Origin of the sequence: Acidovorax sp. 106 (genome assembly GCF_003663825.1) — a bacterium.
In the GTDB taxonomy this organism is placed as follows: Bacteria; Pseudomonadota; Gammaproteobacteria; order Burkholderiales; family Burkholderiaceae_C; genus Acidovorax.
Genome location: NZ_RCCC01000001.1, coordinates 2,016,906 through 2,028,914, shown reverse-complemented (window position 1 = coordinate 2,028,914; position 12,009 = coordinate 2,016,906). Strand labels below are relative to the sequence as shown.

At 66.9% G+C, this 12,009-nt stretch carries 10 protein-coding genes; 7 read left to right on the top strand and 3 right to left on the bottom strand.

Annotated elements, in window-relative coordinates; genetic code table 11:
- Positions 1-57 precede the first annotated feature (57 nt).
- Positions 58-666 (bottom strand): LysE/ArgO family amino acid transporter, encoded by a 609-nt coding sequence (locus C8C98_RS08990; RefSeq protein WP_121453992.1) that lies wholly within the window; start codon positions 664-666, stop codon positions 58-60.
- 77 nt (positions 667-743) lie between these two features.
- Here C8C98_RS08990 and C8C98_RS08985 point away from each other — a divergent pair, with 77 nt between their 5' ends.
- A complete protein-coding gene (locus C8C98_RS08985) occupies positions 744-1,634 on the top strand; it encodes a LysR family transcriptional regulator ArgP (protein ID WP_121453991.1) in 891 nt (296 codons plus the stop codon).
- Between the two features lie 22 nt (positions 1,635-1,656).
- On the opposite strand, the gene C8C98_RS08980 is transcribed toward C8C98_RS08985, so the two are convergent.
- Positions 1,657-2,463, bottom strand: coding sequence for a siderophore-interacting protein (locus C8C98_RS08980; RefSeq protein WP_121453990.1), 807 nt, complete (start codon positions 2,461-2,463; stop codon positions 1,657-1,659).
- A 91-nt stretch (positions 2,464-2,554) separates the two neighbouring features.
- Between C8C98_RS08980 and C8C98_RS08975 the strand changes: the two genes are divergently transcribed.
- The gene (locus C8C98_RS08975) at positions 2,555-2,989 is read left to right on the top strand and encodes a MarR family winged helix-turn-helix transcriptional regulator (protein ID WP_121456157.1); all 435 of its coding nucleotides are present in this window, start codon (positions 2,555-2,557) and stop codon (positions 2,987-2,989) included.
- Between the two features lie 30 nt (positions 2,990-3,019).
- Here the strand turns inward: C8C98_RS08975 and C8C98_RS08970 are convergent, their stop codons facing one another.
- Positions 3,020-4,864 carry an ABC transporter ATP-binding protein gene (locus tag C8C98_RS08970; RefSeq protein ID WP_199726649.1) on the bottom strand — a complete coding sequence of 615 codons (1,845 nt, stop codon included), beginning with the start codon at positions 4,862-4,864 and terminating at the stop codon, positions 3,020-3,022.
- 338 nt (positions 4,865-5,202) lie between these two features.
- On the opposite strand from C8C98_RS08970, the gene C8C98_RS08965 reads away from it, so the two are divergent.
- The 5 genes from C8C98_RS08965 to C8C98_RS08945 all read left to right on the top strand — a co-directional run bounded on the left by C8C98_RS08965 (position 5,203) and on the right by C8C98_RS08945 (position 11,971).
- Positions 5,203-6,576 (top strand): sigma-70 family RNA polymerase sigma factor, encoded by a 1,374-nt coding sequence (locus C8C98_RS08965; protein ID WP_121453988.1) that lies wholly within the window; start codon positions 5,203-5,205, stop codon positions 6,574-6,576.
- Between the two features lie 217 nt (positions 6,577-6,793).
- On the top strand, positions 6,794-9,175 hold the full coding sequence (locus C8C98_RS08960; protein ID WP_233574500.1) for a TonB-dependent receptor: 2,382 nt from the start codon (positions 6,794-6,796) through the stop codon (positions 9,173-9,175).
- 462 nt (positions 9,176-9,637) lie between these two features.
- A complete protein-coding gene (locus C8C98_RS08955; RefSeq protein ID WP_121453987.1) occupies positions 9,638-9,940 on the top strand; it encodes an iron uptake protein in 303 nt (100 codons plus the stop codon).
- 14 nt (positions 9,941-9,954) lie between these two features.
- Entirely contained in the window at positions 9,955-11,655 is a 1,701-nt protein-coding gene (locus C8C98_RS08950) for a PepSY domain-containing protein (protein WP_121453986.1), read from the top strand.
- Entirely contained in the window at positions 11,648-11,971 is a 324-nt protein-coding gene (locus C8C98_RS08945) for a DUF3325 domain-containing protein (protein ID WP_121453985.1), read from the top strand. The genes C8C98_RS08950 and C8C98_RS08945 overlap by 8 nt, the downstream gene beginning before the upstream one ends.
- Positions 11,972-12,009 lie beyond the last annotated feature (38 nt).

The following is a 12,009-nucleotide window of genomic DNA, read 5'->3' as shown; positions in this document are numbered from 1 at the left end:
CAGTCAATTCCCCCACTATGAACCAAACCGCCGGGCGTTGTAACGAACTTATCGTTCTTAGCTTAGACCCATGGCCACCGCCAAAGCCATCATGCAAGCCGCAGTGACGCCATCGAGCACCCGCCACGCCTGGGGCGAGGCAAACAGCGGGGCCAGCCAGCGCGCACCAAAGCCAATGGCGGTGAACCACAGGGCACTGGCCAACGCGCCCCCGGTGGCAAAGGCCGCCCGCCCCCACATGGGGTAAGGGCTTGCCATGGTGCCCAGCAGTACCACGGTGTCCAGGTACACATGGGGGTTGAGCCAGGTCAGCGCCAGCAGCGTGAGCACCGTACTGCGCAGCGGGTTGCCCGGCCCGCCCGCTGCCACCAGCAGCTGCCCTGGCCGCAGCGCCCGTGCCCCGGCCTGCAAGGCATAGGCCAGCAAGAAGGCCGCCCCTGCCCAGCGCATCCATTGTCCCCACTCGGGCCGCGCTAGCAACACGCCGCCCATGCCCCACACCCCGGCCTGCAGCAGCACGGCGTCTGACAACGCACACAGCACCACCACCGGCAGCACATGTTCGCGGCGCAAGCCCTGGCGCAGCACAAACGCGTTTTGCGCGCCAATGGCCATGATGAGCATGGCGGTGGAACTGAAGCCGTGGACAAAAGCAGTGGTGGTCATGGCGGCCGATTCTCGGCATCACGCACCAGTCACGCCAGCTATACTTTTTAACGATCCGTCAATTTGGCTAACCACCCATGCAACTCGACTCTGCCCAGCTCAACGCCTTTGCCACGGTGATCGACGAGGGCAGCTTTGAGCGCGCCGCCGCCGTGCTGCATGTCACCCGCTCGGCCGTGTCGCAGCGCGTCAAGCTGCTGGAAGAACGCGTGGGCCAGGTGCTGGTGCGCCGCGCCACGCCCTGCACCCCCACCGATGCCGGGCAGGCCCTGTACCGCCATGCCCGCGAAGTGGCCCTGAGCGAGGCCGACGCGCTGGCCACCATTGGCGGCGGCCAGCGCAGCGCCACGCGCCTGGCCATCGGCGTCAATGCAGACTCGCTGGCCACCTGGTTCCCTGCGGCCATGGCTCAAGCGGCCGAGGGTCAGCCCATCACCTTCGACATCCATGTGGAAGACCAGGACCACTCGGCCAACCTGCTGCGCGAAGGCCGGGTGATGGCCGCCGTGACGGCCGACCCCCAGCCCGTGCAGGGCTGCAAGGTGCTGCCCCTGGGCACCCTGCGCTACCGCGCGCTGGCCAGCCCGGCCTTTGTGCAACGGCACTTTGCAACGGGCGTGACGGCGGCAACCCTAGCGCTGGCGCCCATGCTGGTGTTCAACCGCAAAGACGCATTGCAAGAGCGCTTTGTACGCCGCATCACCCGCCGCGCCCTCACTCCGCCCGTGCACTGGCTGCCCGAGGCGCACGCCTTCGTCAAAGCCACCGAGGCCGGGCTGGGCTGGGGCATGACGCCAGACCCCATGGTCGACAGCCACCTGCGCGCGGGCACGCTGGTCGAGCTGATTCCGGGCAAGCCCGTGGACGTGGCGCTGTACTGGCAATACTGGCGGCTGAACGTGCAGGCCCTGGCCCACATGACCGCCGCCGTACAGGCCCAGGCGCGCAGCGCGCTGCCTGCACGCTGAAGCGTTCAGCTTCCCTGCCGGTTCAAGCCGTCAGGTTCTCGTGGTGGTCGGCCTCGCCGCGCTTCCAGTACGCGGCGATGCGCATGCGCTTGGCGTCCACACCCGGCTTGGAGGCCAGCACGCCACGCAGCGCGGCCATGTCGTGGTGCTCGCCTGCCGCCCAGATGTAGCCGGTGCCTGCGGGCACGGCCAGCGCCTGCGCAGCCTCGGTCAGCGAATTCACCCATTGCACGTCCAGCTGCGCTGCCGATGCCAACGTGCGCTGGTCTTGCGGGTTGCGCAGCTGCACACGCACCACGGCGCGGGTGGCGGCGGGTAGCTCGGCCAAGCGGCGGGCCATGGCGGGCAACGCGGTTTCATCGCCCAGCAGCCAGTGCCAGTCAAACCCCACCGGGATCACCAGGCTGCCGCGCGGCCCCGCAATGCCCGCCCACTGGCCCACCTGCACAGCGGCCGCCCAGTCTGATGCGGGGCCGGCATCGTGCAAGGCCACCTCGATATCGAGCGTGCCCTGCACCGCATCAAAGTGGGCGGGTGTGTAGTCGCGCAGCACCGGGCGGGGTTCGCTGAACTGCGGCCGCCCGTCCACCAGCTGCGGCAGGCTCGCGCGTTCTTGCCCCGGCGCGGGCAAGATGAGTTTCACATGGTCGTCAAACCCGGCGCTCACAAAATCGGCCATGTCGGGGCCTGCCAGCGTCAGCCGCACAAAGCCGGGGCTGATTTGCGTACGGCGCACCACCTGCACATGCCGCCCCTTGAGGGGGTGGCGCACACGCTGCACGACCAAAGGGTCGACCACGTCTGCGGTGGCAGGAGTCGATAGAGTCAAAGAGGGATCAGAATGCTGGGTCACGATTTAAAATTGTTGATTAAGTCAACCAAATATCATGCATTTGGTTGACTTTGTCAACAACAAAACTATGCCCACGAACCGCCCCGCCCAGATTTTTGAAGCCATGCACGACCTGGTGCATGTGTACCGCGCCCGCATGATGGAGGGGGTGGCCTCCATCCACCCCGAGCTGACGCACAACGAGGTGCGCGCCCTCATGTTCGTGGGGCGCCACCCCGGCGCCACGCAAAAAGAACTGGTGCAACACGCCAGCGCCGACAAAGCCCAGATCGCCCGCCTGGTGGCCCTGCTGCTGGACAAAGGCTGGCTGCAATGCGCCCCGCACGAGCACGACAAACGCAGCCGCTGCCTGCACCTGAGCCCCCAGGGCCAGGCCCTGTTCAACGCCGTGCGCCAGGCCCGCAGCACCGTGGCTGCGGACCTGCTCCAGCCCGTGCCCGCCGCAGCGCAGGCCCAGTTGATGGAACTGCTGGAGCAGTTGCGGGGGCAGTTGGAACGCTAGCCCCTACTGCCCGCTGGGCACTTCAGCGCCTCACTCCTCGCCGCGCTGCGCCTCTCCCAAGAACCCGCCACTCTGGTGCGCCCACAGGCGGGCGTAGATGCCGCCCTGGGTCAGCAGTTGGGCGTGGGTGCCTTCTTCGACGATGCGGCCTGCGTCCATTACGATGAGGCGGTCCATCGCTGCGATGGTGGACAGGCGGTGGGCGATGGCGATGACGGTTTTGCCCTGCATCAGGCCGTCCAGGCTTTGCTGGATGGCGGCTTCGACCTCAGAGTCGAGGGCGCTGGTGGCTTCGTCCAGCAGCAGGATGGGCGCGTCTTTGAGCATGACGCGGGCGATGGCCACGCGCTGGCGCTGGCCGCCCGAGAGCTTGACGCCGCGCTCGCCCACATGGGCCTCATAGCCCCGGCGGCCTTGGGGGTCGGTCAGGGTGTCGATGAAGGCGGCGGCCTCGGCGCGTTCGGCGGCGGCGTGCAGGTCGGCCTCGGTGGCGTCGGGGCGACCGTACAGGATGTTGTCGCGCATGGAGCGGTGCAGCAGCGAGGTGTCTTGCGTGACCATGCCGATGGCGTGGCGCAGGCTGTCTTGCGTGACGTGGGCGATGTCCTGCCCGTCGATCAGCACGCGCCCGCCTTGCAGGTCATGAAAGCGCAGCAGCAGGTTGACCAGCGTGGACTTGCCCGCGCCCGAGCGGCCGATGAGGCCGATGCGTTCACCGGGACGGATGGTGAGGTTGAGCGCGTCGATGACGGGGCGCCCTCCCTCTTGATAGGCAAAGCGGGCTTGCTCAAAGCGCACCTCGCCCTGTGTGACCTGCAGGGGCTTGGCGCCGGGGGCGTCCAGCACGGCGCGGGGGCGGGTCAGGGTGTTGATGCCGTCCTGGATGGTGCCCACGCTTTCAAACAGGCGCGTCACTTCCCACATCACCCAATGCGCATGGCCCGCCACGCGCAGGGACATGGCCGTGACGGCGGCCACGGCGCCTGCGCCCACCTGGCCTTGTGTCCACAGCCACAAGGCGGTGCCGCAGGCGCCCAGGATCATGCCCACCACCAGCACTTGGTTAACGATTTCAAACAGGCTGACCAGGCGCATCTGCGCGTAGCCGGTGAGCTTGAAGGCGTCCATGGCGGCGCGGGCAAATTCGGCCTCGCGGTGGGTGTGCGAGAAGAGCTTGACGGTGGCGATGTTGGTGTAGGCGTCGGTGATGCGCCCGGTCATGAGGGCGCGGGCATCGGCCTGGGCACGACTGACCCGGCCCAGGCGCGGCACAAAGTACCAACAGGCCAGGCCGTAGCACACCATCCAGGCACCAAAGGGCAACAACAGCCGCGCATCAAAGCCCCCTGCCAGCAGCAAGATGGTGACGAGGTACACGCCCATGCCCACGACCACGTCGGTGGTGGTGAAGAGCATGTCGCGCACGGCCAGGGCGGTCTGCATGATTTTGGTGGTGATGCGGCCCGCAAACTCGTCGGCATAAAAGGCCATGCTCTGGCCCAGCATCAGGCGGTGAAAGTTCCAGCGCAGGCGCAGCGGCAGGTTGATGGCCAGGGCCTGGTGCTTGACGCTGGTTTGCAGCGCCACCAGCACGATGCTGGCGACCATGGCGGCAGCCACCCACAGCATGGCATTGCCCCGCTGGGCCCACAGCGTGGCGGGCGTGGCGCCGGCAATCCAGTCCACCACGCGGCCCAGCACGGCAAACAGCAGCGCTTCGTACACGGCAATCAGGGCCGACAGGCCCGCCATGGCCAGCACGTAGCCGCGCACACCGCGCGCGCAGGCCCAGACAAAGGCCACAAAGCCCTTGGGCGGCAGGGTGGGCTCGTGGGCCGGGTAGGAAAGAACGCGTTTCTCGAAAAATTTGAACAGCACAGGCAAGGGTCTCCAGAGGCCGCGATGTTAGGGGCGGCGGTATGACATTGCAGCCGCTACGGCATGCGCCATGGCAGCAAGCCCGCACCAACCCCTGCACCTTGCGCCAGCCACGGCTGCACACTCACTACAAAATCAATAGCATCTTGCGCAATCTCCATGCTCCATGGCGGCCAATTTGAGCTGAAATTTTCGGGCTGCAGCGGCATCTGACCAGCACCAGATGCAAGCGCTCGCGCAGGTGAGTGTCCGGGCGAACACCGCACCCGAGCAAGGCGTCGGCACGCCCAATGAACAAGAATGATTCTTGTTTATGAAGATAGAATGACACACCTATGTCCCTGCCCGCCCGCTTCACGCAGTCGCTGCTCAACGAGTTTGAACCGGCGTATGCGCACCTGCTGCGGGTGGCGCGGCGCAGCACCGGCTGTGCGGAAACCGCACGCGATCTGGTGCATGACGCCTGGGTGCGGCTGGCCGAGCAGAAGCGTGGCATGCCTGCCCCGATGGCAGACGCGCCGCAGGGCGCACCGCCCCAGGCGCTGCGCAACCCGACCGCCTACCTGACCACGCTGGCCCAGCACCTGGCCATGGACCAGCACCGCAAAGACCGACTGCAGGCGGACTATCTGTACGACGCTGCCACGCGCCAGCACCAGTCGCCGCGGCGGGTGCCCGATGCGGCCGAGCACCTGATGTACCGCCAGGCCCTGCAGGCGCTGGAGCAGGCGCTGGCCACGCTGCCCGAACGCGCCCGCACGGCCTTTGTGGCGCACCGGGTGCATGGCGAGGCGCAGGCCGACATTGCACTGCGCCTGGGCGTGGCGCTGAACACTGTAGAGCGCGACCTGATGCTGGCCCACGCCTGCGTGGAGGACGCCTTGCACCGCTGGCGCGGATCGCCCCCCGCAGGTGCCGGAGCGACCAGTGCCAACGCTACAGGTCGCGCAATGCACCGGCGGCGCAGCCTGACGGCCCTGCTGGGCCTGGCCGGGCTGGGCTGCAGCGGCACGCTGGCCTGGCAGCTGTGGCAAGCGCAGCGTGCGGATGCCGCCCAGTGGCAAGCCGCACAGCGCAGTGGACGCGGGCAGTTGCCGCGCTATACCTTGCCTGACGGCAGCACGCTGCAATTGGACGCCTTGAGCCACACCTCGGTCACGCTCACCGCCCGCACGCGCACGGTAGCGCTGCACGAGGGCGCCGCATTTTTTGCAGTGACGCGCGATGCCGAACGCCCCTTTGTGGTCGATGCCGGGCCCGTGCGCGTGACGGTGCTGGGCACGCGCTTTGGGGTGGAGCGCCTGCCCGGCACCGGTGGCGTGCTGGTGCAGGTGGAATCGGGCCGTGTGCAGGTGCAGCCCGGCCCAGGCTGGGCTGCCGAAGTCTTGGTTGCTGACGAAGCCCTGCGCATTGCGCCCGATGGGCTGGCGCGGCGCGAGCTGGCCACCGATGCCGTCGCCCCCTGGCGCCGGGGCGAGCTGGTATTTACCGACACGCCCCTGGGCCAGGCGCTGGAGCGGCTGCAGCGCTATTCGCCCGCGCACTTGTCGGCCACGGGTGCGGCAGCCCATTTGCCCGTGAGCGGGCTGGTGCGCATTGCCAACGCGCAGGCCTGGCTGCGCGCACTGCCCCAGGCGCTGCCCGTGCGGCTGCACCCCCAAGGCGACGGCGGCATGCGCGTAGAGATGGCGACAGGCGCCCCTGCCTGAACCCGCCCAAAGCCCTTCGTGGCTTACGCCGCAGCGCACGCGCACAGGCGTTGCGCGGCTTTCTTCAGATTTTTTTCAGGGTTTTGCAACGCCATCCGTCAAACACACAGACGGCTGCAAACCCGTGCGCTGGAGCACAGGCCACCCACGGGCTCAGCCGCAGAGCGGCGCGCCATGGCGCGCCGTCTTTCTCGTTGCACCCCCTCAAGGACTTTCGATGCAGGTTTCCAAGTTTCACGCTTCCCGCCCACGCACGCTGGTGCTGGCCCTGTCGGGCTTGGCGCTGGCCATGCAGGTGCAGGTGGCATCCGCACAGCCAACCCGTTTTGACATTGCCGCCCAGCCGCTGGCCACGGCGCTGGAGCAGCTGGCCCGGCAAGCCCAGCTGCAGTTGGTCTTCTCTCCCTCGCTGGCGCAGGGCCGCCAAGCACCAGCTGTGCAGGGCACACGTGATGTGCAGCAGGCGCTGGATGCGCTGCTGCAAGGCTCGGGGCTGTCTGGCAGGGTGGGCAATGGCACGGTGACGGTGGCGCGCATCGCCGCCGAAACCAAAACCCTGTCGGAGGTCACCGTGGTGTCCAACCAACTGGGAGAGGTGACCGAGCACTCGGGCTCGTACACGCCGGGCGCTATCGCCACGGCCACGCGCTTGGTGCTGACCCCGCGCGAGACGCCCCAGTCCGTCAGCGTGGTCACGCGCCAGAAGATGGACGACTTTCAGCTCACCTCTATCGACCAGGTGATGGCCCACACGCCCGGCGTGAGCACGGTGACCTATGACAGCGAGCGCACCGAGTACTACGCACGCGGCTTTGCCATACAAAACTTTCAGTACGACGGCATTCCGATGATGCGCGACTCGTCTTACTCGGCGGGCAACACGCTCAGCGACATGGTGATGTACGACCGCGTGGAGGTGCTCAAGGGCGCCACCGGTCTGCTCACGGGCAGCGGCACGCCGGGCGCCACCATCAACCTGGTGCGCAAAAAGCCCACGCGCGACTTTCAAGGGCACGTCACGGCCAGCGCGGGCCGCTGGAGCCAGTACCGCAGTGAGCTGGACCTGAGCGGCCCCGTCAACGAAAGCGGCAGCGTGCGCGCACGGGGCGTGGCCGCCTACCAGGACGGCAAAAGCCATCTGGACCACTACCAGCGCCAGACCGGCGTGTTCTACGGTGTGCTGGAGGCCGACCTGGCCCCGCGCACGCTACTGACCCTGGGGATGGATGCGCAAAACAACAGCCCCGAGGGATCGACCTGGGGCGGCATTCCGCTGCTCAACGCGCAGGGCGACTTCAACCGGATGCCACGCGACTTCAACAACGGCGCACGCTGGAGCCATTGGGACCAGTACACCCGCACCGGCTTTGCCACGCTGGAGCACACGTTTGACAACGGCTGGGTGGCCAAGGCGCAGTTCAACCACCAGATCAACGGCTACAACGCCAACCTGGGCGCAGCAGCCAGCGGTTTCCCCGATCCAGCCACCGGCACCGGTGTGAGCATGTGGGCGGGCCAGTACATTGGCCGCACCACCAGCAACGCGGGCGATGTGTATGCCAGCGGCCCGTTTGAGCTGGCGGGGCGCGAGCACGAACTGGTGCTGGGCGGCAGCATCGCCAACCGCCGCTGGAAGAGCAAGGCCTGGTGGGAGGGCAATGGCTACGACCTCGACGTATATGACTACTATCACTGGGCGGGCAATGTGCCAGCCCCTGCCTGGAACGCGACCCCAGAAGACACCGACGACGAAACCACCCGCGAGCGCGGCCTGTACGCCGCCGCGCGCTGGAACCTGGCCAGCGACTGGAAGCTGATCACCGGCGGGCGCTGGTCCCGCTACACCAACCGAGAGGCTGGACAGCGCGAGTCGGGCGTGCTGGTGCCCTACCTGGGCACGGTGGTCAACCTGAACGACACCTATTCGCTGTACGCCAGCTACACCGGCATCTTCACGCCGCAGTCGTTGCAAGACGTTCAAGGCCGCACGCTCGACCCGCTGCGTGGCAAGAACTACGAGCTGGGTGCCAAGATGGCCTTGCTGGACGGGCGCATGAATGCCTCTGTCGCCGTGTTCAAGCTGGAGCAAGACAACTTTGGCGTGGAAAGCGGCGGCAAGACGCCCAGCGGCGGCACGGCCTACCGCGCCGTGCAAGGCATGAAAACGCGCGGCTGGGAGCTGGAGGTGTCGGGCCAGATCACCCCCGCCTGGCAACTGCAGGCAGGCCTGTCGCACAGCGTGTCCCACAACCAGGGCAAGCGGGAGTCCACGCTCACGCCGTCCAACCAATTCAGCCTGTACACCAGCTACAAACTCAGCGGCAGCCTGGCGGGCCTGACACTGGGCGGCGGCACGCGCTGGCAGGACAAGACCTGGGGCGACATCAGCACCCCCAGTGGCGGCACCATGCAGCACACCGTCAAGGGCTACTGGCTGGTGGACCTGATGGCGCGCTACGACTTCAGCAAACAGCTGTCGGCGTCGGTCACGGTGAACAACGTACTGGACAAGAAGTACTACACCATCTTCAGCTGGTACAGCACCTACACCTGGGGGGCGCCGCGCAGTGTCAACCTGAGCATGACGTACCGGTTCTGAGCCCCGTCAGCCCCGCTTGGCCATCGACTGATATTATTTTGATAGCAGGCAGCGCCCGCTCCAATTGCCCTGGCGGCCACTTTGCCTGAATAGGTACGTATCTCAGATGGCTCAGAGGCTTCTCACACCCTCTCCCCTTGCGGGAGAGGGCCGGGGAGAGGGGTGAAACGGGCGCGGCGCTTATGCAGGCCCCCTCTCCCCAACCCTCTCCCACGAGGGGAGAGGGAGCCATACCCCGCGCAACGACTGATGTTCCTCTCTGCGGTATGCACCGAATCAAGCCATTTCGATACTGAATTTACCCAGTGCGAACGGCCCGGGCAGCGGGGTCAGGATCGCGCACAGGTATCGCCACCGGGGTGCTTATCCGCGCTGGCGGGCAGGGTTGCGGCTTGGCGAGAGCCGGGCATAAATAGATAATCGCTAATCATTCTCATTAATTTTCACCCGCTGACCCACACCATGAGCACCGGAACTCTTTCCAACCCTCGCAGACATGTGCTGCTGCGCATTGCGGCCGCCGTGCTGGGGGGCTACGCCTTTTGCTGGGGCTTTGTGGCCCTGGGCATGGCCGGCCTGTTTGCGCTGGGCATGTCGTTCCACGACGCAGAGCACCTGTGCGCCATGCTGGCCTTTTTGCTGTACGTCACGGTGTTTTGCTGGGCCTTTGCGACCCGCAGCTTGGCGCGCGCTTGGGCGGTGCTGGCGGGCGGAGCGGCGCTGATGGCGGGTGCAGCGTCGCTGCTGCAGATGACTTTGGTCTGATCAGGGAGATCACGATGTTTCAAAACGCTCGCCAGGCGCTGACCTGGCTGCACACCTGGTTCGGGCTGGCGCTCGGGTTTGTGTTGATGGTGGTGTTCTTCTTTGGTGCACTGTCGGTGTTCGACCGCGAGATCGACCGCTGGGCCATTCCGCAGTCGCGCTTTGCGCCGCAGCCCATGCCCTCGTTCGACAAGGTGCTGCGCCCAGTGTTTGACAGCATGCAGCCCACGCCCGAGAGCGTGGAGGCCCTGCGCGCCAAAACCGGCCTGCCCATGCCCGAGCGGTTTGAGACCATGCAGCGCATGGGTGCCTACACCACCCACCGCGACCCGGTGCTGAGCCTGTTTACTGCCCACGAGCCGCCTGGCATCAAGGACCACGACGACGTGGCCTGGGGCCAGCGCACCATCGACCCACGCACCGGCGCATCGCTGCCTGACGACCGGCTCAAGGTGGGCAGCCAGTTCTTCTACCCGCTGCACTACAGCCTGAACCTGAATTGGTACAACCTGGGCACCTGGATCGTGGGCTTTGCGGCGCTGATGATGCTGGTGGCACTGGTCAGCGGCGTGGTCATGCACCGCAAGTTCTTCCGCGAGTTTTTCACCTTCCGCCCCAAAAAGAGCACGCAGCGCAGCGCGCTCGATCTGCACAACATGACGGGCGTGCTGGCGCTGCCGTTTCACTTCTTCTTTGCCTTCACCGGGCTGGTGATTTTTGCGGGCGTTTACTTCCCGGTGGCGCACACGCAGCTCAACCCGCTGCACGAGCTGCACGAAAAGCTCGAAGCCGCCGAGACGGGCCTGCCGCACGAGCGCGCTGGCGTGCCCGCACCGCTGGCCTCGGTCGATGCGATGGTGGCCGAAGCCCAGCGCCGCTGGGCTGCGCAGGGCATGGCGGGCGATGTGGGCTTTTTGGCGTTGCAGCATGTGGGCGATGCCAATGGCTACGTGAGCGTGTACCGCGCAGGCACCGACCGCATTGCGCTGGTGGGCAACGGCATCCACTTCAAAGCCAGCACGGGCGCGCTGCTGCGCGAAGACCCGCCGCACAGCGCCGTCAACAGCGTCAACGAGTTCCTCACCGGGCTGCACCTGCAGCACTTCAGGCACTGGCTGCTGCGCTGGATGTATGTGCTGGGCGGGCTGATGGGCTGCGTGTGCATTGCCACGGGCTTTGTGTTCTTTGTGGAAAAGCGCAAGAAGCAACACGCCAAGCAAAGCAGCCAGGGCGCCCGCGCGGTGGACGCGCTGGCCACCACCACCGTCACCGGCATGGTGCTGGCCGCGCTGGGCATTTTGATTGCCAACCGATTGCTGCCTGACGCGGTGCCCGCTGGCTGGCCCAACCGTGGCAGCCTGGAGCAATACGCCTTCTGGGCCACCTGGGCGCTGGCGCTGGGCCACGCCTTTTGGCGCAGTGCGCCGGTGGCGCAGGGCCGCATGTCACCCGCGTGGCGCGAGCAGTGCTGGGCCATTGCCGGGCTGGCCGTGTGCGCCGTGGTGCTGAACTGGGTGACTACAGGCGACCACCTCATCAAGACCCTGGGCGCGGGCTACTGGCCCGTGGCGGGCGTGGACCTGTTCATCTTGGCTGGCGCGGCCGTGGCCCTGCTCGCGGCGCGCAAGCTCACCCAGCGTGCGCAAGGCGCACCGGCCACCCCGGCCCGCTCAACAACGATGAGTGCCAACACGACGGAGACCGTCCATGCCTGATGCCGTGATGTTTGCCGCAGCCCTGGCGGCCAGTGTGTTGGGCATGGCCTGGCTGGCCCTGGCCATGGAAACCCACTGGGAGCAGGTGCGCGGCACCGCCCCACTGCCCGCCCGCAGCGCACGCACCGTACGCGCGCTGCGCCTGCTGGGCGCAGCGGGCCTGGCCACCTCGCTGGCGCTGTGCCTGGCGGTGGACCATGCCTCGATGGCCGCGCTGGTGTGGGTGATGGGCTTGGCCGCCAGCGCGCTGGCCGTGGCATTTACGTTGAGCTGGCGCCCGCGCTGGCTCGCGGTGCTGATGCCCTGGGTGCGCTGAGCCCCGGGGTATTCATTCGCTCTAATTTTTATGCTTTT